Genomic DNA, 21,875 nt, shown 5'->3' on the forward strand with positions numbered 1-21,875 from the left:
ACTTGAGCATTGAAACTATTAATTTTTGAAGAAATATCAGCGATTTTAGAATTAATTTCATTAATCTTTGTAGATGGTAATCCCTTCACTATTTTACGCGAAATTTGAGTTCTGATTATAGTTATTAATTTCTTTTCTTCTGCCAAAAAGTCACTTGGGAGTATGAACTCCGAAGTTAGCGAAGGGCGTTTTTTATAAAAATGTTCGATAGTAGGGTTGTCACTGAAAAATTTTTCTAAATAACGTTGTTCTTCAGGTGTATAGGCTAATTGTGCGTGTTCCTCATTATTGAGCATTGCTTGAGCACAGTCAGTTCCTATCCATAAACTCTCCCCGGTTAGAGTGTTTTTTATGTGAACTTTTGTAGTTCTAAGTTTAGTATTACAAAGATCGCAGGTGATTTTTTCAGATTTTGAAAGCCTAATAATACTGTTGTGGTCATATAATTCCCATTCATTTCTACATTGTGAAATCCAGGAAACAACATTATTTTTCAATAGTTTGTTTTGAGATGCGGACAATCGTGTAGCGTAATCATCGTATTTCAAAGCTTCGCGAATTTCATTATTACTGGATGGAGTACGAAGATAATTACTTCTGACTAAAAGAGACCGGGTACTTTTTAATCGAAACAAATAAAACCCTCCTTATATAAAGTGACAAGAACGAATAACGAGAAAGTGCTATACATGAAACTAGCACTACTATTATGGCCGAAAATACGTTCGATATCAACATATAGTGTTTAAAGATGCTATTTGGTAATTAAGCTGTCAATTCGTAAAAGTAATTAAGTGATATAAATTATCCGTTCAAACACTAAGGAAAGATTGTTTTTTAAGCAGATGTGAAGAGAATAGCTGAGATGATCCTGTTACAATAATAGTTGATAATATCCTATAAATTAACGGAGAAAATTAGACTATGCCGATATTGAGTTATCATCCAAATGAGAGTGACATAAGCGAAGCGTATGGCTTAGATTGTGAAATTTATCCAAGCAGTCTTGATATTGTTAAAAAAGTACGCATAGTTGGCGGAGACCTATTACCAGCTAACGGTTGGAGTGAAATTAGTACCCTAGAAGCCCTGCAACAATGGCTAACGAAAAAAACACATCACGTTCTCTATGCTGGCGTATTCAACTCAAAGCAAGACTTATTTTACGAACTAGGTGACGATGACTTTCTACGAGAAGAAATTGAAGAATATGGGGGAGAACGCTTCATGCTCTATTTCTGCGAAGAAACCCAGCAATACTTTTTGCTGATGCTAACGTATGAATATCTGTGAAACCATTGATTACTGGTGTGGGCATCAGTTGACCAGAGTTTAATTTTATCGTCTACATGTAAGTACTAATAAGCGACAGAATATTTAGTTCAATTAGGTAACCACAGGTGCCTTCATCGGGTTCATAGCGATGCCATGAAGTGATTATAAAATGCAATTCACTTTGAATTTCTCACGGTAGCAAGTTACATTAAAACCCAGAACTACCACCATCCCCACCCGATAGCCCCCACCTATCACCCACCACAAAAATGAGAAAACCATTTGACAATTAATCTCACAAAAGGTATATTAGCCTCATCAACTAAAAGGGAGGTTCCATAATGACTACTCAATCAATGCTCAATGTTAAAAATATCTGTTGTCGGATGTCGCGTGTTTGGCGATGTTCGGCCTGTTAGCATTGACTTTTATGAGGGTTAGGAACCTAAAAAGTCCATGTTTCCTGGTGGAACTTGGACCAAGGGCACGCGAATTCTAGATGAATTCCGGGCCCTTTTTTGTTACTTTAATTTTAGAAATGGAACACCATGTGAACGGGTGTCGTCTACGGTTAAAATAGCTAGATTTCTAGTTACCTCCAAATTAAATCGAAGTTTTACCAGTTTTAGTTAAGAAGAGGAGACTACCATGTTAATTCAATCTGTTGAACAACTTATCGGCCACACGCCGTTGATCGACCTACAAATCGATGTGCCAAACCACAGTCACATTTACGCCAAGCTGGAGATGTTCAATCCCGGCGGCAGCATCAAGGATCGGCTGGGACAGTACCTGATTCAAGATGGCATCGACAAGGGAAAGATCAACGCCACGACCACCATCATCGAACCAACCGCTGGTAACACTGGCATCGGCGTTGCGTTAGCCGCACAGCAACATCATTTACCATCGATTTTGGTGGTACCGGAAAAGTTCAGCTACGAAAAGCAAACGTTGATGAAGGCGCTGGGCGCTAAGTTGATCAACACGCCATCCGAGGACGGCATCAAGGGCGCCATCAAAAAGGCTCGGGAGCTGGAAGCTCAAACACCAAACAGTTACGTGCCGATGCAGTTTGAAAATCCCGCTAATCCGGCGGCCTACTACCACACGTTGGCACCGGAGTTGATTGAGGATTTAGGTCAGCCAATCACCGCGTTTGTGGCCGGGGCTGGTAGCGGCGGCACCTTTGCTGGGATTGCGCAGTATTTGAAAGAACAGAATCCTGATACGAAGGCAATCGTTGTTGAACCTGAAGGCTCGATTCTCAACGGTGGGCCGGCGCATGCGCACCGTACTGAAGGTATCGGCGTGGAATTCATTCCGCCATTCTTCGACAAGGTGACCATTGATGAGACGATGACGATTCCGGATGCCGATGCTTTTGCGCAGGTGCGTAAGATGGCGGCTGAACAGGGCTTGTTCATTGGGAGTTCTAGCGGGGCAGCGTTGGCGGCTAGCTTGAAGCTGGCAGAAAGCTTGCCGGAGAATAGCCGGATCGTGACGGTATTTCCCGATAGTAGTGAGCGTTACATGAGTGAACATGTCTATGAAGTATAAGAGTGCAGAGCAAGGCGGTCAGAAGGTGGTGTGTAAGGGGCAGTAAGTGAAACTGCCTGGGCTTTGGGGAGTTTTACTTACTGCCCCTTACATGCAACCTTTTGCCTTGTGGCGCACGTTTCAGCTCGGTAACAGTAATGAGCTAGCGTTAAATTTAACGCAATTAAAAAACTAAAAAAGAGGCTATCAACTATGAAATTTGAAACGAAGTTAATCCACGGCGGTATCAGCGAAGACGCAGCAACGGGGGCCGTTTCAGTGCCGATTTACATGGCATCGACGTTCCATCAGAAGAAGATTGGCGAAAGCAAGTACGAGTACTCTCGCTCCGGCAACCCCACTCGGGAAGCCGTTGAAGCGTTGATTGCGGACTTGGAGGGTGGCACGCAAGGGTTCGCCTTCGCGTCCGGTTCCGCCGCCATCGACACGGTGTTCTCCCTGTTTTCTGCCGGTGACCATTTTGTGATCGGCAACGACGTTTACGGTGGCACCTTCCGCTTGATTGATGCCGTGCTGAAGCGCTTTGGCATGACCTTCACCGTGGTGGATACCCGGGATTTGGATGCTGTAGAAGCTGCGATTACGCCTGCTACAAAAGCAATCTACTTGGAAACGCCAACCAACCCATTGCTCCGCGTGACCGACATTGAAGCGGTGGCCAACATCGCCAAGGCCCACAACGTGCTGAGCATCATCGACAACACCTTCGCCTCGCCATACGTGCAACGCCCACTGGAACAGGGCGTGGACATCGTGTTGCATAGTGCATCCAAATACCTGGGGGGCCACTCCGACGTGATTGCCGGGGTCGTCGTCACCAAGGACCGCGAGTTGGGCGATAAGATTGGGTATTTGCAAAATGCTATCGGCGGCATCTTGGCACCACAGGAAAGCTGGTTGTTGCAACGGGGGATGAAGACGTTGGCTGTGCGGATGAAGGCGCACTTGAACAATGCCGAGAAGGTCTTCAACTACCTCAGCGACCAACCCGCCGTTTCGAAGATCTACTACCCAGGTGATCCGAACAACCCCGATTACGAAGTGGCCAAGAAGCAGATGAACGGCTTTGGCGCAATGATCTCCTTCGAACTGCAACCCGGTTTGGATCCCAAGAAGTTCGTGGAAAACTTGCAGTTGGTGACCTTGGCTGAAAGCTTGGGCGCGCTTGAAAGCTTGATTGAAATTCCAGCGTTGATGACCACGGTGCCATTCCACGTGAGATTCGCTTGAAGAACGGTATCAAGGACGAGCTCATTCGTTTGTCAGTCGGCATCGAAGAAACTAAGGATTTATTGGCGGACTTAGACCGCGGCTTCATGAGCGTTCAAAGGAGCAATGACAATGTGGCAAACAGCGCGCGCCATTCTTAAGCGTGACCCAGCGGCCCATAGCTTGCTGGAAATTGTGTTAACGTATCCGGGCGTCCACGCGTTATTTTGGCACCGCATCGCCCACTGGTTATCCTATCATCACCGTTACGTGCTGGCCGGTCTCATTAGCCGATTCAGTGCGGCCCACACTGGCATCTCGATTGCCCCGGCCGCCGTGATTGGTAAGCGGGTGTTTATTGACCATGGCGTGGGTGTGGTGATCGGCGCAACCGCCATTATCGGCGATGACGTCACCATCCTGCACGGCGCAACGCTTGGCGCAAGAGGCACCGTATGGCACGGCCGCCGCCACCCAATCGTCAAATCAGGCGCATTCATTGGCGCGAACGCTCAGTTGTTGGGCGCAATTACGATTGGTAAGAACAGTAAAGTTGGCGCTGGGGCGGTGGTGCTGGAAGATGTGCCTGATTATACGACTGCAGTGGGGAACCCGGCGCGGTTGATTAAGAAGGAGCGGATTAGGATTGAGCTTTATCCGCCGAAGAAGTATGTGGAGTTTTAGAGAACGGAGCGTAGAGAACGGAGCAGGGCGGTTAGAGAGTGGAGCGTAAGTGACTGTCACCAGAAGTCCCGGTTTTTGGGGCTTGTGGTGGCAGTCGCTTACGTGCAACTCTCTGCCCTGCGCAGTTCGTTTCGGCGCAGGCTAATGAACGAGGTAACGTCAACAGACTTCACAATATCAACGATTATTGCCAACTAAAGTCCAACTGGTGCCGAAAACAAAGTAGTAGCAATGAACATTGCCGACAGCAGACAGCACTCTATAAGCGCAAAATGCCCAGAACCCTCGATTTGAGGACTGGTTTACAATGTAGCTCTCTGCCCCACAGAGTGAGGTCAGCAGCAAACTAAATAACCTCTAAAAGACCACCTAGTCCATTTACTGGGTGGCCTTTTTAATAACGTCGATTTATTCGACTTTAGGAACCTTTTGCTTTTCCAATTCAGCAAGTAGCGCATAGCAAAATTTGAGCGAATAGAAATTAGTAATATAGTAGTCAGCGTTATAGAGTGACCAACTAAGGGTATTATGATCGAGTTCAGGTAGCGTTTGACTGTATTCATAGGCAGTTAGTTGATCTGTAAATAGTTGTAGGTAAGGAAAGATATCAGAAATAACAACAATGCCGTAATCAATCATTTTGTAAGATTGAGCATTTTTAACTAAATCAGGGATAACAGTTAGCTGAGTTTCTCGTTGCTGTAGCATTGGTTCCAAACGACTACTGAGCATTCGTTTAGGCATATCGTGAGTATCAATTCCCTGCATAGGTGAAACGGGTTCATAAAACCAATTAGGCTTTCCTAGAAAATCTTCGAAAAATAGTTGAGTGGCTAACTCTGGCACAACACTTTTGGGAAAACGATAACTAGGAACGGGGTCTGGTTTTTCCGAGAAAAATTGAATGAGATACGTGACCTGTCGAACGACATAGTCGATGGGATGATAGCGGTAATTTCCCCAGGTGTTTTTAGTTCGCGCCTCTTGTGCCATTCGAACTGCACGCCAGATGAAAGTGTAAACTTGGGATGGTGTGTAGTTCGCCAAAAGACGGTCGATCGTATCCTTCAATTGTGTGTTATGTTCTTCTGTTAGTGAAAAATGATGTTCGGTTAACTCAGTTTGGAAGATGTGAAGTAACTCAATTTCTACTTGTTTAAGATAGATGATACTTAAATCATCAGCTTCTGAATTATAAGTTAACTGGGGATTTTTTAGGCTATTCAGTAAAAAATCGTCGTCATTGGGTGAATCTACCCAGACGTGCCAATTAGCAAATTGAGGATGGACGTATAACCGATGATGCTTATATTCGAAAGTTTTAGGCTGGCTATCCTCTGATGCAACTAAGAGGTGGCTGTCTTGTAATCTAACGAGAGCAGCAAGTAATTCTTCGGAATCTGAATGATCATGATACGTTCCGATGTTGGTTAAACGATGACTATTAAACGCAATCAAGACGCAGGCGAGATCGAGTGCTTCTTGCGTGGTCAAGTCGGTTTCGGCTCTTTTTTTACCGCGAGATTGAGTGAGCAGGGACTGAATACCTTGAAGGGCTTGTTGCCGTTTTCGTTCGCAATGGACACATTGACAATCAACTGAATAATCAGGAAATGCCAAATCTGTAATGATGTGCGTGCATTTTGGACACGAAATAGTGGTATCTAGGTCAAGCTTATACTTTGCAGGTAGCGTTGCCTGCATAGGTGTTTTGTCAAATGGACAAGTTATTTGAAGTGAGATCGGCGGAAAATTTTTAACAAGTAGCGTCGGGTTCAGATTAAGGTGATATGTAGTCATCAGTTGGGTAACACTTTGTTTTTCAGTGTAGTAATCAATCAATAATTGTTGAAATTCAACCGGCGTTAATTTTGAAAATACGCTGTTAGAATCAAAGTCGGCAGTGGCAGTTTCAATCATGTTCAGCGTTAACTTCATCGTGATTACCCTCCTTAAAGTAGGTGTCTTAGGGGCTGATATTATCAGCAGTATAGCTTGACATTTACAATGAAACAACAATTATTTTCATACAAGCTGAATAGGTTTGGTAAAAAGGTGAAAATGAACTAGTGAGGATAAAAAAAGTTAGTTTAGTCGATGGGGTTGGTTAAACAATGCCTTAGCAATTGTCAGCCAAAAAGTGGTAAAAGCGATGGCAATTTTAATTACTGCACAAACTTTGATAACGGATAATCTATTTTTGTTGAAATCGGTTACAAAACCGAACCGCAAATTCGCCCCAAACCCCGTCAATATTCCAATAATGCAACTAAAAAACAAAAAAATGGAATTTTTATTAATAATTAATAAAGCGTTTCCGAAATTCATGGTATGATAAAGGGGTATAAAAATGTAGGGTGTCATGTTGATGTTTTCACAATTTCTAGATAACTATCGCGACCTTGATAGGTCAAATTGTGGAGAGATGTGGCACCGATTTAAGAAGGGTGGATCTACCGATGAAAAACTATGTTGCGCTGGTGGGGACCAATACCGCCAAATCGACCAACCGAAAGTTATTAACGTACATGAAGAACCGGTACACCGAAGAAGCTGCCATTGAAGTTGTTGAGCTGAAGGGCTTACCAATTTTCAAGAAAACGGCTGAATTAGCGGTACCAGAACAGGCTCAAGAAATTGCCGAGAAGATTGAAGCAGCCGATGGTGTGATCATCGGTACGCCTGAATATGATCACTCAGTGCCAGCCTTGCTCGCTAGTGCCTTAGCCTGGTTATCATACGGCATCCACCCATTGATGGATAAGCCAGTGATGATCGTTGGGACGTCATACGGGACTTTGGGGGCATCACGGCTCAATCCCAACTGCGCCAGATTCTGGATTCCCCAGAAATCAAGGCCACGGTGATGCCAAGTTCTGAATTCTTACTGGGTCACTCCCTGCAAGCATTTGACGCCGATGGCAACTTAACCGCCGAAACTGAAGTGAAGCAGTTAGACGGGTTGTTCCAAGACTTCCTGCTCTTTACTGATTTAACCGCTCAGTTGGATCACTCAAAGCAACTGCATAAAGAAGACGCAGCGGCTAACTTTTCGTGGGATAATGGTTTAACAGGAGATGATAAATAATGGTCAAATTAGTTGGAATCGCGGGTTCAATTGGTGATGAATCCTATAACCGGATGTTGTTGCAATTTATCAGTAAGCATTTTAAAAAGGACGTTGATATTGAACTATTAGATATCAACGATATTCCACAATTTAACGAAGACGAAGATGACGGCACGAACGAAGCTGTTTTAGACTTGGCTCGTCACATCTCCGGCGCTGATGGGGTGGTTTTGGCAACGCCAGAACACAACCACACCGTGCCAGCTGCATGAAGAACGTCATTGAATGGATGTCCAACAACTTGCACCCATTCACCGGCAAACCCGTTTGGATCGTTGGGGCGTCATACTACACCCAAGGGTCATCACGGGCCCAACTGCATTTAAAACAAATCTTGGAATCACCCGGTGTTAACGCGATTGTGATGCCAGGTAACGAATTCCTATTGAGCAACGCCAAGAGCGCCTTCGACGAAAACGGCGACTTGAAGGACGCCCGCACCGTTGGCTTCCTCGAATCCGTTTTGAAGAAGTTCCTGACGTTTATGAAGGTGATTGATATGATGGACGCGCCAGATCCAAAGAACGCACACGAAGAAGACATGGAAGCCAAACACCCAGTGAACACCACGGTTGAAGGCGTTGACCCTAACGATCCTGAATGGGTTGAAAAGGCCGCTGAAAAGACCCATGCTGCTTCCGGTGGCGATTACGTGAAGTTGGACCGCGGGTTGTTGACGGTTGACCAATTGAACTGGTTCTTGAACTCAATGGCCGGGGAACTGACCTTTGCCGATGACAACAACCAATTCATCTACTACAACCACAACGCCGATGCGCCTCAAATGCTGGCTGCTCGGACCCCAGATCAAGCGGGTTCCTCACTTGCCGGCGTTCACCCAGGTCGCGTTGTTGAACACGTTAAGCAAGTTATCTACGCTTTACGGACTGGCCAAACCGACGTTGTCTCAATGCCAGCACAACAAGGGCCTAACCAACACGTCATGCACTACTACCGGGCAATGCGCGATGAAACCGCCGTTACCGTGGGGTTAACGAATTGGTGATCGACGTAATGCCAGTGATCGACTACTACTTGAAGGCTACCGGCCAAAAGTTAGTGAAGGATCCAGACGCTAAGCCATTCTCACCAATCACCGGCTTAGACGGTATCACGGGTGCTTCAAAGCACTCAACGCCAGGTACTGACGCAACCAGTGGCGCTTCAGCAAGGGTGACGACAAGCCAGCCGAAACTGATGCTACGACCAGCGCTTCAGTTGAAGAAGCCGTTGAAGCTGCGAAGGCACCAGAAGTTGATGCAACCAGTGGTGCTTCAGAAGAAACAACTGAAGCCGCACCAGCAGCTGCACCAACCCCAGCACCAGAACCAGAAGCACCGGAAGCGGATGCAACTAGTGGTGCTTCGGAAGCATAAACTGTTTGAATTTTAGCTAACAAAAAATCGTGGTTCTCCGAATTGGAGGATCACGATTTTTATTATCTCAATAGAAGTGTGCTTAAGTTAATGCCGTTTTTCCCAAGCCGTCTTGCCATAGTAAACTGCGTAGCACAACGCTAAGAACGGAATCATGTACAGCAACGCTGGCCGTTGCGTTGGATCAAAGACGATCAACACGCAGGACAGTAAGCTCATGATAAATGCTAACCAGGGCACAACCGGGTACCAAGGTGTCTTGAACTTCAATTCGGCAGTGGTGTGACCAGCTTTCAACCAAGCTTGCCGGAAACGAATTTCGGAGAAGGCAATCGCCATCCAGACGATCACAACCGCTAAGCCAGAAATTGACACGAGCACGAGGTAAACGGTGGAAGCTGCCACGACACTAGAAATCAGTGCCAGCACGCCACCAATCATACTAAGGCAGAGTGCCAACATTGGGACGCCACGGTTATTGGTCTTGGCAACCTTCAGTGGAATGGTGCCTTCATTGGCCAGCGACCACAGCATCCGCGTTGACGCATACAACCCAGAGTTAGCGGCCGACAGAATCGCCGTCAGCACCACGAAGTTCATCAGATCACCGGCGAACGGTAAGCCGATACTGTTAAAGACCAAGACGAAGGGGCTTTGATCAACGCCAGCTTTTTGCCAAGGAATCAGGGCCGACATCACGGTAATGCTACCGATGAAGAAGATGATCAAGCGGAATAATGTGGTGTGAATTGCTTTGGGCAACGTCTTTTCCGGATCCTTCGTTTCCCCCGCGGTCACACCAATCAACTCGGTACCCGAGAAGGCGAAGTTAACGGTCAACATGGTGGTGAACACCGCTTTGAAGCCGTTAGGGAACAGGCCGTCTTTGACTAAGTTCGTGAACATCGGCGCGTGTTGGTAGCCTTTAATGTGGATGGCGCCGAAAATTGCTAAGGCGCCGAGCACGATGAAGGCGATGATCGCCACCACTTTGATACTCGAAAACCAAAATTCAGTGTTCGCGAAGAACTTGACGGACAGCGCGTTAGAGGTGAAAATAACGATCATGAACAACGCGCTCCAGATCCAAGTGGGCGAGTTCGGGAACCATTTATGCATAATGAGTCCAGCGGCGGTAAATTCTGAGCCGAGGGCCACTGTCCAGGTTAGCCAGTATAGAATGGCGACCGTAAAGCCGGTACCGTGGCCGATGAAGCGGTCAGCGTAAACGTGGAACGACCCGGTCTCCGGCATCGCAACGGCCAACTCGCCTAGACACAGCATGACGAGGTAAACCACGACGGCGCCAATGCCGTAAGCTAAAATCGTGCCAATCGGACCAGCTTCGTGAATCGTGTAACCAGAACTCAAGAACAGCCCGGTGCCAATCACGCCACCTAGGGAAATCATAAATAGGTGCCGCGACGTCATCTTCCGTTCGAGTTCAGTATGTGTTTTTTCTGCCATAAAAAGTTCCTCCATAATTGCAAATGCACGAGAATTAGAATAACATTAAAAAACGTGATTAAGCAACTTTAATTTTAACGGGGATAAAATGGTTTCCCGGTGTGACACGTATTTTGAAATGAGAAATAGTTAAATTAATGAGAGGTGGTCTTTAAATGATCAAATTAAACCGGCAACAACCACTAGTGATTGATGGCGCCATGGCGACGGAATTGGAGAAGCGGGGTGTCGATACCGATAACGCGTTATGGTCCGCCATGGCCTTGATTCATAACCCACAGGCGGTTGTTGACGTGCACCGGAGTTACTTTGAGGCTGGGGCGAATGTTGCCATTACGGACAGTTATCAGGCGAATGTGCCAGCTTTTGAAGCGGCGGGGTTAAGTGCCGAACAGGGCCGGACGTTAATTACGGCTTCGGTTAAATTGGCGCAACAAGCCCGTTCGGAATATCAAGCGGCTCATCCAGAACGCACCGCACCGCTGTTGATTGCGGGAAGTGTGGGGCCTTACGGGGCTTACTTGGCTGACGGGAGTGAATACACGGGTGATTACCAGTTAACGACTGCGCAGTATCAGGATTTTCACCGGGAACGCATGTCGTTGTTGGTTGCAGCGGGCGTTGATTTATTGGCGCTGGAGACGCAGCCGAACTTTGAAGAAACTAAGGCCTTAGTGGCGCTGGTTGAAGCTGAGTTCCCAACGACGCCGGTCTGGGTGTCGTTCAGTGTTGATGGGCAGGATAAGTTGTGTGATGGCACGCCATTGGCAACGGCGGTGGCGTACTTTAACGCGCATCCGCAAGTTCAAGCCATCGGCGTTAACTGCACGGCGATGACCAACGTTACGGCGTTGGTTGAAGGGGTACGCGCGGCAACGGAAAAGCCAATCGTGGTTTATCCGAATAACGGTGACACCTATGATCCAACGACTAAGACGTGGGAAACACATGCGGATGCGCCAGCCTTTCGCGATTTAGTGCCAACTTGGCAGGCTAAAGGCGCAACGTTGATTGGCGGTTGTTGTCGGACGACGCCAGCGGATATTACTGAAGTTGCGACGGTGCTGGATGCTGATTAATGTGAATGATTAGAAAAACACCATGAAAGCTCAATGTTGCGGGCTTCCATGGTGTTTTTTAGTTTGGGTGATTTCTGTTTAGATTAGCGAAAGTCGAAGATGATGTTACTTAGTTGAACGTCGTTTCTTCCAACCGAACCACCCGAGAATCGTGAGGCCGAGTAGTCCCCAGAAAGTTGTTGATGATTGAGACTGGTCGTTGGTTTGTGGGAGAGTGGTTGCGGTTGAATCGGCGCTGTTTGCTTGATTAGTAGTATGTGGTGCGCTCACAGCAACGGGGCTAGTTGTTGGGCGAGTGGACTTTGACTGCGGTTTAACTTTAGTCGCACTCGGGGTCGCTGGGATGATAATGCTTGGGCGGGGTGTTGGCGTTGGATTAGGCGGCTGTTATTGCCGTTACCGGTCTCGGGTTTGTTGCCGGCGTTGTTATCGGTGCCGGAACCGTTGCCCGAACCTGAACCGCTGTCAGTACCAGAGCCAGAGTTATTTTCAGAACCGTTGTCGATACCAGAACCATTATCAGTTCCAGTTCCAGTTCCTGTTCCGTTATCAGTCCCGGAGCCATTGCCGATTCCAGAGCCATTGCCGGTCTCAGAACCATTGCTGTTACCGGAACCATTGCCGTTACCGGAACCATTGCCGTTACCGGAACCATGATCAGTACCCGAGCCGTTGTCGGTGCCCGAACCGTTGCCGGTCCCCGAGCCATTGTCAGTTCCGGAACCGTTGCCAGTGCCAGAACTGTTGTCGGTACCAGAACCATTGTCAGTGCCGGAGCCATCACCAGTTCCAGAGCCAGTATCAGTTCCAGAATCGTCACCAGTGCCGGAGCCATTGTCAGTCCCAGTTCCGTTGTCAGTGCCGGAGCCATCGGCCAGTCTCAGAGCCATTGTCAGTTCCGGAGCCATCGCCGGTCCCAGAGCCGTTGTCAGTGCCGGAGCCGTTGTCGGTGCCCGAACCATCACCAGTTCCGGAACCATTATCAACTCCCGAACCGCCATCAACTTCACCATCCGGTGTTGGATCAATTGGCGGAGTTGCAGGCCGGTACTGCACGGTAATGTCGCTATCGGCAGTATCAATCGAGACCGTTTCTGCGTCAACGGTTGCCTGACTTGCTAGTAATCCCGTGAGTTCGGGGCTGCTAACAGCCTGCCAAACAGGTTCGCCGGTTGGTTGCCAGTCGGTATACGTCATGTTGCTAGAGGCAACGTTATACGAAGCAGTTCTAGTAAACGTTACGGATTGCTGGACGTCAGGTGCCACCGACTCGTTTTGTTCGTTAACGTAGTGAATCGTTCGTGTGACCGTCCGCGTTAAGGCGTCCGGTTCGAGGCCTGCGGGGTATTTGGGACTGTTGGGGTCATCAGGATTCATGACACTACCGGGTTGATAAATGGGATTGTCAGTAATGGTCACCGTCGTTGGATAGTAGTAAACCGTCACCGTTTGAGCGGGTTCATCGACATTGGCGGGTGTTGCCTCAACCGTTGGCGTCGTTGTGGTGAAGGCTTCAATCGTGGGACTCTGCACGGCAGCAAAGGTCGCCGTTGTCTCTGGTTGCCAATCAGTATAGGTCACTTGGTGCTGGTCATCGACAGTTGCCGTTCTAGTGAACGTCAACGTGGTCGTTTTAGGCTGTGCGATTGGGGTTTTGGTCAGACCATCAACGTAATTGATCGTTTGCGTAACGGTTCGCTTAACGTCGTAATCACCGGGAAAATCGGGGGTAAATACATTCCGCGTGTAGTTCACTTGGCGGTCAACCGTTGCCATTTCGCCAGTTACAGTGATATCGGCGTTACCAGTAGTTGTTACGCCATCAATCGTGGTTACCACGTTGGCAACGTGTTCAGCGGGTGTTTTAAGATCCGTTAACGCGGGCACGATGGCTTGACGATCCGATTCTGATTGACTGATACCACTTGGCTCGGTCGTCCACGGCGTTAGCGTCCACTGGGTGTTACCCGTTTCATTGGCGGTCGACTGGGTGAGGGTTCGGTAGAATTGAACCGACTGCTTAGCCGTTTCTGGCGTTGGGAGATTGTAGTGGGTCGTCACGGTAACTTGTTGACTAAGTTTAGCAGCATCAACGTACATAATAGTCCGCTCACGATTAGGCGTTGTTGGCGTGACAGTTTCAGTGGCCACTTTTTCTACAAAGGCAACTTTACCAGGCAACGTTAAGACAGTTGGTTCTGGGAAAGTATCGCTATCGGTAGCGAGCCAATTGCTGTATTTGACGGTTGCGGATCCATCTGGTTCAAAGGTCACCGAAGCGGTTCGCGTAAAGGTGATGGTTTGGGTTGCATCAGGTGCCAATGGGGTACTGGTTTGGTAGTCCTGGTGGTGAATGGTTTCGGTAACGATTTTTTTGAGGTCGTTAGTCGTTAGCCCATCCGGATAGCGGCGAGGGTCCAATAAGTCAGTGCTCACCGCGGTACCGGCAACTTGTGGCTGTTCGGCGGACACAGTGACTTGAGCGGCGTAGTAACCAATTGTGGCGACTTGTTCACCTTGATTAGCCTGAAAGCTGATAGCTGGGTAACTCGACATAGCGGGCACCATCCGGGAACGACTGGGCTTGTGACAGCGTCAAAGGTAGTGCTTGATGGAATATCAACGCGTTTCCAGTCGCTATAGGTTAAGCCTGTGGCGGGATTGGCCAAATACTGTTCGAGGTTGACCGTCACCTCCCGATACAGTGGTAGGTTTGTGTGGTGGTCAGGTGCAACGGTGGTTTGAGTCTTAGCGTCAACGTAGTGGATCGTTTGGTGAATGACTTGGTAGAGGTCGGCGGCACCCAAACCACCTGCGAGAACTGGTGATAGGTTATCCGTTGCCAGTAAGTGGTTCCCGGCTTCAATGGGTGCAAACCCCTGCGTCAGTGGATCGCTTGGATTACTAGTATGCTGACCCGAAACGGTGATGATTTTTGGGTAGTAGACTGCCGTTTGAGTCACCGTTTTGCCAGCCGCTGCGGCGATGCTGGGGAGGTCTGCAGTTTGGGCAATTAAATGCGCTGCATCTGGATTAGCAATGGTGGCCATGCTGATTGCTGAGAAACTAGCCGGTGATCCATCAAGGTTGGTGAAGGGCTGCCAGTCAACGGTGATTGCGGAGCCGTCTTTGATACCATCCGGATTTTGAAGTTGATTGGCATCAATCGCGGTGACCTTAGCACGTTGCACTAGGGATTGGGTCTGGGTGGTTAAAGTGCCCAAATCTTCCTTAGTAACGGCGTTGACCCCGTTAACGACACGAGTGACGGTTGCGTAACGCGGTTGGACAGCGGCGCCGGGCAAATCACCGAGGTCGTTGGTTTCAATAACGTAAAGGTCATCGGTTGCTAGGAAGCCACTTGCAGTTAAGTCAGCTTGCCAAGAACCATCCGCTTTAACAACGGTCAGTTGCGTTTTACGGCCATCTAGGGATTTGATAAAAATCTTATTTCCGACTCCGGTACCGGTACCGGATAACGTTCCATTGGCGGTTGGGCGGTCCGCAATCGTTGGCGTAAGCTGATGGGTTGAGGCTTGTGCGCGACCTAAATAAACGGTGTGGTCCGCGATGAACGCTCCGTTTTGAATCACGAATGCGGGTAAACCAAGGTGGGTTGAAACGTAAATCGTGGTTTGATACTTATCACCAGCTGAAGATAACGGTAAGGAAATCGCCTGAGGAATAGTTGAAACGGGCCCGTACAAATCAAAAGCACCGGGAGCGCCCGCGATGTTTGCCGTTTTAGCCGCGGTACTCGTTGAGTTTGAAGTTGTCATCGTCACCGTGGCCGGACCGATAAAGCGAATGTCCTTTGGTGGGGTGAGGGTAGTGGCAGAATCTGAACGGTGATCACGGACTTTCGAGTGAGTTCCAGTTTGCCGTTGTTCATTCGGGTATTGGTTGCCCAAATCTGATAGTTTTTAGGGAATATGGGCTGTTTAAATAGTGTCTGCGCAAGGGCTTGTTCAGCCGCGCTGGTGCCAGCGGCATCCGGACCGATATATTCGTAGTCACCAGCTGTGATTCGGGTATAGTAACCGCTGGGGCTGAGGTACCAGCCGTATTTGGCTAAATTTTCGGGTGCGAGATCCTTGATATATTGGGTAACGTTGACCAGTTCGGCGTTGGGGGCGGTTAACTGTGCAGCTTTAGGTGTTGGCGTTACGGGGGTTGTTGCGCGTGCTGAACGCACTGTTGGGTTTGGTTGAGGTGCCGTTGGTGTTGGCTGGGATTCAGTAACCGGTGTTGAAGCGGGGACATAGGTCGTTGCCGCGATTGCCGAAGCTGTATCAGCAGTTTCGGATGGTGTGGCAGGGCTGCTATCTAGGGTTGACTCAACGACGGGAACCGATTGTGGCTCGGTTGAGTCAGTCATTGGTGCAGTTGTTGGTTCATCGATATTGTTAAGCGTAGGCGTTGAAGAGGTTAATGTCGGTTCGGTTGTCGTTGTATCGGTGGTGTCAGTGGTATCAGTTTCAGTAACCTCATTATCAACACCGACCATGACTGATTCAGTGGCGGTCTCTGCTGGCGAACCTGTATCGGCGTGACCAACCAATGGGTGACTAGTTAGGGCCAATGCAGCTAAAATCGTCGCACTACTGCTAATTAGCCACAATTTACCAGATTTGTATAGTTTATAACGAACAAGTTTGGTTTGCGTATCGGTGTCCAGGCGTCGTCTTAAATGCGTTGCTTTTTCCATGGTGTGGATGGCCTCCTAGATAGTTAAAGTCATTCGATTAGCGGGTTCCTGTCTGAAACTGGGAATTAAATCAGGATTGGTATAGGTCAAACATACCGGAAATAATTGTCGCTATCAAGTAAAAAATGATGGTAATTTCGTGAAAAAATAATTAAAAAACTAATCTATAGCATAAGTGAAATAATTGGACTTATTCACAATTATGGCTAGGCCGAAGATGGTGGGGGTTACAGGTTGAATGGGTATAGTTTGGGGAATCTGGAGGTGCTGAGAACAGTCAGAATGAGCAGATTGTGAAGAGGGGGTTTAGTGGGAAAAGGTATAGGTTTGGGTGTTTCACGTGGAACAACTATGGGGATCATGACGTAGTGGGATTGGATTGGTAAGGATTGAAGTGGTGGTCTTGGATTGATGGTTGCTGATGCGGATATTGAAGTGCTGTGCTGTTATATAGCCTAAACGTGCGAAAACACGCAGACCCCGGCCGTATAAGTAAAGGCAGGCATAAATCCCCAAAAATCGGGGATTCATGCCTGCCTTCACTTATACTCTGGGGTCTAACCGCGTGTTTTCGCACTCTCTCAAAAAGGGAACCAACACCCTCAAGCATCGGTTCCCTTATTCACCATTTCGCTTGCTTGTTCCTCCGTGACGAACTTTAAGAACTTCTTTTGGAGTTTTGCGTTATCGTTGAAAATCTCAGTGGCGGGGTCGTTGTTGTTACATAGGAAGAGGACCTCGCTTTGGTTATCCATTAGCCATTTACCAGTTTGCCAGTGGAAGCCCGTCTTTTGTTCGAAGAGGGATAACATCCGGTATAACTCGCTGGATTTGGACAACGCGTACAAGTACTTGATCTTCGTAATCAATCGGCTGATGTCGTTCAAGTAATTCAAGTAATCGATCGTTGTTTGGATAGCAGGATCGTTTGGGTCATCATCCAAGTGTTCCTGTGGGGTTAACGCTGCGGGTTGCGGCGCCGAGGTTGACTGGTCGGTGAATGAGATCACAACCGAACAGAGGTTGCGAACCAAGTCAAAACGGCCACGTTCTGCAGGGGTCATCTCACGATCCTCCTTGGCAGCGCGTTGCGTTTCAGGAATGATATTATAGCAATCATCAAATATTGGATTATTGGTCATATTGTGACTAGTCTCCTAACTGGCGCGGAATTAAATGGGGGTCATGTCACCCATTAGCGCAGTGCTAGTTGTGACGTTAATTTCGTTCACTCAAGCAGTCAATGATACTGTATCATATCAAAATGGTAAATCCGTTTACTAAAGTTTAATCCTGATACAATCAGGGATTACTAACAGTTTATAACAGTTCTCATGTCAATTTAAGGGTAGCGGTTACATTCGCTAAATAAATGACATAAAAGGGCTAGAAAACGTTGAAAAAACCGATTAATAATAAATTTATACCACATTTGTATAAACTTTTCACTATTTTGCTGGTGGATTTAACGAATAACTTTAAAACCGGAATCTGAGGGATAACAGTATTGAAATAATGTCTCGCTAAGTTGTCTAAACCTGCACAAATTCATTTCAATTGTGATATTCCACGTTTCACCGGAATAGTATTATTTTGTTCGCTTGTGAAAAGCCAATCTGATGACCAGAAAAAAGAACCGTCACCGTTCACATGATCGTAAACAATGACAGTTCTTAAACGTTAAGGGTTAGTCTGGATCAGCCAGTGATTTACCAGTTGTCCCGTATTTGAACCCATCAAAAATTTTATCAATGTCGTTGAATTCGGAATCGCTCAAGGTGACGTTCATGGCCTTTGCGTTCGCAATGACTTGCTCTGGCTTTTTGGCACCTGGAATGACCACACTGATCAGTGGGTTCTTGATGTACCATGCCAAAACCGTTTGGGTGACCGTGGCATCGTGAGCTTCCGCAATTGGGCGAATGGCATCAACGGCGGATAGGATCTGACCATAACGTGGTTCCTTGAAGTCGGCGATTTGGCTGCGAATATCGTCGGCTGGGAAGGTGACGTCCTTCGTGTACTTACCAGTCAACAGGCCAGAAGCCAGTGGGAAGTATGGCACGAAGCTGATGTTGTTTTGCTTCAAGTAAGGTAACATCCGTGAGCCGTGGTCTTGGTGAAGGAGACTAAATTCGTCTTCAACAACGTCAAGGTAACCATCAGCGTTGGCATCCTTAATTTGTTTCAAGCTAAAGTTGGAAACTCCGATAGCGCGAATCTTACCCTGTTCACGCAGGCGTTGTAAAGCGCCAACGGCTTCGGCTTTTGGTGTATCGTGATCTGGGAAGTGAATGTAGTAGATGTCGATGTAGTCTGTGTTGAGACGCTTGAGACTTTCATCGACTTGCTTAGTCAAAAACTTCGGGTCGTTATTGATGACCTGTTCGCCACTTGAGAAGTCGTGAGCGCCCTTCGTGGCAATGATCAACTTAGAGCGGTCGTAGTCCTTGATGGCTTGACCGACTAGTTCTTCGGAGTGGCCCAACCCGTAAACGTAGGCGGTGTCTAATAACGTAATACCGTTATCGATGCCGGCCTTAACGAGGTCGATGCCGTCTTGATCCTTTAAATTTGGAAAGAGGTTGTTGCCCCCAACGGCGTTCGTGCCTAACCCTAAAGCCGTTGCGGTGACGTCTGTTTTACCGATCGTAACTTGTTCTGACATAAACCAATTCCTCCTTGAAAGCGTTTTGATAATTTCATTATACTAGTTTTCACACGCGTAGAGAAGTAAGCCAACGGTCGTTAAATCCAGTCAAAAAGCCGTCAAATCAGGCTTTGTTCCGACTTCGAAAATTAATTTAAAATAAATTAGCACTCTGCTTGCACGAGTGCTAAAAAGGTGCTATTATAGATACTGTTGACGGGGATAGTTAAACTATATCGGACGAAAGTTCAATATATAAGACTAGCCGCTTCGACTGAAAACTAATCCAACTTAATAGCAATCAGCGAGGCACCGTCAAATCAGTTTTGGCGGTGTCTTTGCGCGACACCAATCAATGGAGGAGGAATCGAAATGGCTAACTTATTTAATAACGACCCATTTTTCAATAACAACATGGATGATCTGTTCAACCAGATCTCTCGACAACTCGGTGACGGCAGTACAGCCCGTTACGAGGTCAATGGTCACGAATTGACCCCCGATGAATTTGCACAATACCGTGCTACCGGTAAGTTACCGGATCGTGAACACGAAATTGAAGTGAATGATGCGGGTGACCGCGCTGTAAAGAAGGGCGGCATTCTGGAGAAATTGGGCCGTAATTTGACCCAAGAAGCTCGGGATGGTCTGTTGGACCCAGTAATCGGGCGTGACTCTGAGATTCAAGAAACGGCTGAAATTTTAAGTCGTCGCATCAAGAATAACCCGATTCTAGTTGGGGACGCCGGCGTTGGGAAGACCGCGGTTGTTGAAGGTTTAGCTCAAGCAATCGTTGCCGGTAAGGTCCCAGACAGTGTTAAAAACCAAGAAATTTACTCAATCGACTTGTCTTCGTTGGAAGCGGGCACCCAGTTACGGGTTCATTCGAAGACAACATTAAGAACTTGGTCAAGGAAGTTAAGGCGGCAGGCAACGTCATCTTGTTCTTTGACGAAATCCACCAAATTCTCGGCATCGGCTCAACCGGTGGCGAAGATGGTGGCAAAGGCTTAGCCGATATCATCAAGCCAGCATTGTCTCGTGGTGACATTACCGTCATTGGTGCAACGACGCAGGATGAATACCGGAACACCATTTTGAAGGATACTGCGTTGGCACGTCGGTTTAACGATGTTGTGATCAACGAACCAACTGCGGAAGACACCTTCAAGATTCTGCAAGGTATCAAGAAGTTGTATGAGGATCACCACCACGTTTCACTGCCAGATGACGTGTTACACGCTGCCGTGGACTATTCCGTTCAGTATTTGCCACAACGGACCTTACCTGATAAGGCGATTGACTTGTTGGACATGACGGCGGCGCACTTAGCTGCTGGTCAGCCAAGTAACGATACCGCTAGTTTGAAGGCCCAATTGAAGACGGCTGAAGCGGAAAAGGAAAGTGCTGCGAAGGCGGAAGACTACGAGAAGGCCGCTAAAGCAAAGGCCGAAGTTGACCGCTTGAACAAGGCGTTGAAGGCGACTGATGACACCAAGACGACCACCATCGTTGCCACACCAGATGACGTGGCAGCCGCCGTTGAACGGTTGACTGGCATCCCAGTTTCTAAGATGGGCACCAACGATATCGAACGGTTGAAGGGCATCGCGGATCGTTTGAAGGCTAAGGTGATCGGCCAAGATGAAGCCGTGGACATGGTTGCGCGGGCAATCCGTCGTAACCGGGCTGGCTTTGATGAAGGCAACCGGCCAATCGGCAGCTTCCTGTTCGTTGGCCCAACCGGGGTCGGTAAGACGGAATTGGCGAAGCAGTTAGCCGTTGACCTCTTTGGTAACAAGGACGCCATCATCCGGTTAGACATGAGTGAATACAGCGACCGGACCGCGGTTTCCAAGTTGATTGGGACCACCGCTGGTTACGTGGGCTACGAAGATAACGGCAACACGTTGACTGAACAAGTTCGCCGGAACCCATATTCGATCGTCTTACTGGATGAAATCGAAAAGGCCGATCCACAAGTCTTGACCCTGTTGTTGCAGGTTATGGATGATGGTCGGCTGACGGATGGGCAAGGCAACGTGGTGAACTTCAAGAACACCATCATTATCGCCACTTCTAACGCCGGTTTCGGCAACGAAGCCCTCACTGGCGACGATGCTAAGGACCAAACCTTATCCGATCGGCTCCGTCCATACTTCAGACCTGAATTCTTGAACCGGTTCAACGGCATCGTTGAATTCAGTCACCTCAGCAAGGAAGACCTTGGTCAAATCGTGGACTTGCTGTTAGACGACGTGAACAGGACGCTGGCTAAGAAGGGCATTACTTTGACCGTTACCGATGCGGCTAAGGACCACCTCATGACCGACGGCTACGATGAGGCCATGGGCGCTCGTCCACTTCGTCGGGTCATCGAACAAGAAATCCGGGACCAAGTCACCGACTTCTATCTGGATCACTTGGACGTTAAGGCGTTAAAGGCTGATTTAGTTGACGACAAGATTGTCATCACGGAAGCCTAAGTTTGATGTTGTGTTAAATTCAATTTGAAAAGCCATCGTATCTGAAGCTGATTGCTTCGGGTGCGGTGGCTTTTTTGTCTTATGTTTGTGTCTAGCGTAAGCATCTTTAGTTTGTGAAGTTCAGTGATGCTGGTTTTGGATAGTGGGAGGATGCCGCGGGAGGCTCCGGCGCTATGCGAGCTGGAACGCAGTGGCTCGCTCCGGAGCTAGGAATGGAAGAAGCCCACTTCCATGCCGGATCTCCTCCGTCT

The 21,875-nt window shown here is 47.9% G+C and carries 16 protein-coding genes and 4 pseudogenes; 10 read left to right on the plus strand and 10 right to left on the minus strand.

The window, feature by feature from the left end:
* Positions 1-635, minus strand: a 635-nt coding sequence (locus JCM2765_RS06575) for a hypothetical protein (protein ID WP_156301700.1), incomplete at its 3' end; no start/stop codon positions are given.
* Positions 636-924: 289 nt separating this feature from the next.
* Here JCM2765_RS06575 and JCM2765_RS06580 point away from each other — a divergent pair.
* From JCM2765_RS06580 to epsC, 4 genes and pseudogenes are all read left to right on the plus strand, one after another.
* Positions 925-1,293 (plus strand): hypothetical protein, encoded by a 369-nt coding sequence (locus tag JCM2765_RS06580; RefSeq protein WP_054735209.1) that lies wholly within the window; start codon positions 925-927, stop codon positions 1,291-1,293.
* A 630-nt stretch (positions 1,294-1,923) separates the two neighbouring features.
* On the plus strand, positions 1,924-2,835 hold the full coding sequence (locus JCM2765_RS06585; protein WP_054735210.1) for a PLP-dependent cysteine synthase family protein: 912 nt from the start codon (positions 1,924-1,926) through the stop codon (positions 2,833-2,835).
* A 192-nt stretch (positions 2,836-3,027) separates the two neighbouring features.
* Positions 3,028-4,205: pseudogene (locus JCM2765_RS06590) on the plus strand (trans-sulfuration enzyme family protein).
* Positions 4,177-4,728 (plus strand): serine O-acetyltransferase EpsC, encoded by a 552-nt coding sequence (gene epsC / locus JCM2765_RS06595; RefSeq protein WP_054735213.1) that lies wholly within the window; start codon positions 4,177-4,179, stop codon positions 4,726-4,728. Before JCM2765_RS06590 ends, epsC begins: the two are co-directional and overlap by 29 nt.
* A gap of 408 nt (positions 4,729-5,136) precedes the next feature.
* Here the strand turns inward: epsC and JCM2765_RS06600 are convergent, their stop codons facing one another.
* Positions 5,137-6,666 (minus strand): hypothetical protein, encoded by a 1,530-nt coding sequence (locus tag JCM2765_RS06600; RefSeq protein WP_054735216.1) that lies wholly within the window; start codon positions 6,664-6,666, stop codon positions 5,137-5,139.
* 521 nt (positions 6,667-7,187) lie between these two features.
* Between JCM2765_RS06600 and JCM2765_RS06610 the strand changes: the two are divergent.
* The 4 genes and pseudogenes from JCM2765_RS06610 (at position 7,188) to JCM2765_RS19255 (ending at position 9,250) form a co-directional block, all read left to right on the plus strand.
* A pseudogene (locus JCM2765_RS06610) lies at positions 7,188-7,816 on the plus strand (NADPH-dependent FMN reductase).
* A gap of 53 nt (positions 7,817-7,869) precedes the next feature.
* Positions 7,870-8,195, plus strand: a pseudogene (locus JCM2765_RS19245) (NADPH-dependent FMN reductase); the annotation flags it as partial.
* A gap of 372 nt (positions 8,196-8,567) precedes the next feature.
* Positions 8,568-8,864: a PAS domain-containing protein gene (locus JCM2765_RS19250; protein WP_439646162.1), complete on the plus strand. Its 297-nt coding sequence runs from the start codon at positions 8,568-8,570 to the stop codon at positions 8,862-8,864.
* Positions 8,858-9,250, plus strand: a complete 393-nt coding sequence (locus JCM2765_RS19255) for a hypothetical protein (RefSeq protein WP_191982963.1) — start codon at positions 8,858-8,860, stop codon at positions 9,248-9,250. Before JCM2765_RS19250 ends, JCM2765_RS19255 begins: the two co-directional genes overlap by 7 nt.
* A gap of 71 nt (positions 9,251-9,321) precedes the next feature.
* On the opposite strand, the gene JCM2765_RS06620 is transcribed toward JCM2765_RS19255, so the two are convergent.
* A complete protein-coding gene (locus JCM2765_RS06620) occupies positions 9,322-10,701 on the minus strand; it encodes an amino acid permease (RefSeq protein WP_054735222.1) in 1,380 nt (459 codons plus the stop codon).
* Positions 10,702-10,856: 155 nt separating this feature from the next.
* Between JCM2765_RS06620 and mmuM the strand changes: the two genes are divergently transcribed.
* Entirely contained in the window at positions 10,857-11,780 is a 924-nt protein-coding gene (mmuM, locus tag JCM2765_RS06625; RefSeq protein ID WP_054735225.1) for a homocysteine S-methyltransferase, read from the plus strand.
* Positions 11,781-11,885: 105 nt separating this feature from the next.
* Here mmuM and JCM2765_RS19020 read toward each other — a convergent pair whose 3' ends face one another.
* From JCM2765_RS19020 to JCM2765_RS06650, 7 genes are all read right to left on the minus strand, one after another.
* Positions 11,886-12,050 carry an LPXTG cell wall anchor domain-containing protein gene (locus JCM2765_RS19020; protein ID WP_162231399.1) on the minus strand — a complete coding sequence of 55 codons (165 nt, stop codon included), beginning with the start codon at positions 12,048-12,050 and terminating at the stop codon, positions 11,886-11,888.
* Positions 12,047-12,670, minus strand: a complete 624-nt coding sequence (locus tag JCM2765_RS06630; protein ID WP_054735228.1) for a hypothetical protein — start codon at positions 12,668-12,670, stop codon at positions 12,047-12,049. Before JCM2765_RS06630 ends, JCM2765_RS19020 begins: the two co-directional genes overlap by 4 nt.
* The gene (locus tag JCM2765_RS19025) at positions 12,636-14,252 is read right to left on the minus strand and encodes a mucin-binding protein (RefSeq protein WP_369404047.1); all 1,617 of its coding nucleotides are present in this window, start codon (positions 14,250-14,252) and stop codon (positions 12,636-12,638) included. Before JCM2765_RS19025 ends, JCM2765_RS06630 begins: the two co-directional genes overlap by 35 nt.
* A complete protein-coding gene (locus JCM2765_RS18060; protein ID WP_156301703.1) occupies positions 14,213-15,559 on the minus strand; it encodes a mucin-binding protein in 1,347 nt (448 codons plus the stop codon). The genes JCM2765_RS19025 and JCM2765_RS18060 overlap by 40 nt, the downstream gene beginning before the upstream one ends.
* A 2-nt stretch (positions 15,560-15,561) precedes the next feature.
* Positions 15,562-16,488 carry a KxYKxGKxW signal peptide domain-containing protein gene (locus JCM2765_RS06640; RefSeq protein WP_054735234.1) on the minus strand — a complete coding sequence of 309 codons (927 nt, stop codon included), beginning with the start codon at positions 16,486-16,488 and terminating at the stop codon, positions 15,562-15,564.
* Between the two features lie 602 nt (positions 16,489-17,090).
* Positions 17,091-17,630, minus strand: coding sequence for a hypothetical protein (locus JCM2765_RS06645; RefSeq protein ID WP_054735237.1), 540 nt, complete (start codon positions 17,628-17,630; stop codon positions 17,091-17,093).
* A 545-nt stretch (positions 17,631-18,175) separates the two neighbouring features.
* Positions 18,176-19,156: an aldo/keto reductase gene (locus JCM2765_RS06650; protein ID WP_054735240.1), complete on the minus strand. Its 981-nt coding sequence runs from the start codon at positions 19,154-19,156 to the stop codon at positions 18,176-18,178.
* A gap of 354 nt (positions 19,157-19,510) precedes the next feature.
* Between JCM2765_RS06650 and JCM2765_RS06655 the strand changes: the two are divergent.
* Positions 19,511-21,624 (plus strand): annotated as a pseudogene (locus tag JCM2765_RS06655) (AAA family ATPase).
* Positions 21,625-21,875 lie beyond the last annotated feature (251 nt).

Source organism: Secundilactobacillus similis DSM 23365 = JCM 2765 (assembly GCF_001311075.1).
Lineage (GTDB): Bacteria > Bacillota > Bacilli > Lactobacillales > Lactobacillaceae > Secundilactobacillus > Secundilactobacillus similis.

Excerpts from the sequence above, each read along its gene's own strand:
- mmuM (WP_054735225.1), top strand. The coding sequence starts at position 10,857 with ATGATCAAATTAAACCGGCAACAACCACTAGTGATTGATGGCGCCATG.
- JCM2765_RS06650 (WP_054735240.1), bottom strand. The coding sequence starts at position 19,156 with ATGTCAGAACAAGTTACGATCGGTAAAACAGACGTCACCGCAACGGCT.
- JCM2765_RS06585 (WP_054735210.1), top strand. The coding sequence starts at position 1,924 with ATGTTAATTCAATCTGTTGAACAACTTATCGGCCACACGCCGTTGATC.
- JCM2765_RS06600 (WP_054735216.1), bottom strand. The coding sequence starts at position 6,666 with ATGAAGTTAACGCTGAACATGATTGAAACTGCCACTGCCGACTTTGAT.
- JCM2765_RS19250 (WP_439646162.1), top strand. The coding sequence starts at position 8,568 with ATGGCCGGGGAACTGACCTTTGCCGATGACAACAACCAATTCATCTAC.
- JCM2765_RS06630 (WP_054735228.1), bottom strand. The coding sequence starts at position 12,670 with ATGGCTCTGAGACTGGCCGATGGCTCCGGCACTGACAACGGAACTGGG.
- epsC (WP_054735213.1), top strand. The coding sequence starts at position 4,177 with ATGTGGCAAACAGCGCGCGCCATTCTTAAGCGTGACCCAGCGGCCCAT.
- JCM2765_RS06645 (WP_054735237.1), bottom strand. The coding sequence starts at position 17,630 with ATGACCAATAATCCAATATTTGATGATTGCTATAATATCATTCCTGAA.
- JCM2765_RS06640 (WP_054735234.1), bottom strand. The coding sequence starts at position 16,488 with ATGGAAAAAGCAACGCATTTAAGACGACGCCTGGACACCGATACGCAA.
- JCM2765_RS18060 (WP_156301703.1), bottom strand. The coding sequence starts at position 15,559 with ATGACAACTTCAAACTCAACGAGTACCGCGGCTAAAACGGCAAACATC.
- JCM2765_RS06580 (WP_054735209.1), top strand. The coding sequence starts at position 925 with ATGCCGATATTGAGTTATCATCCAAATGAGAGTGACATAAGCGAAGCG.
- JCM2765_RS06620 (WP_054735222.1), bottom strand. The coding sequence starts at position 10,701 with ATGGCAGAAAAAACACATACTGAACTCGAACGGAAGATGACGTCGCGG.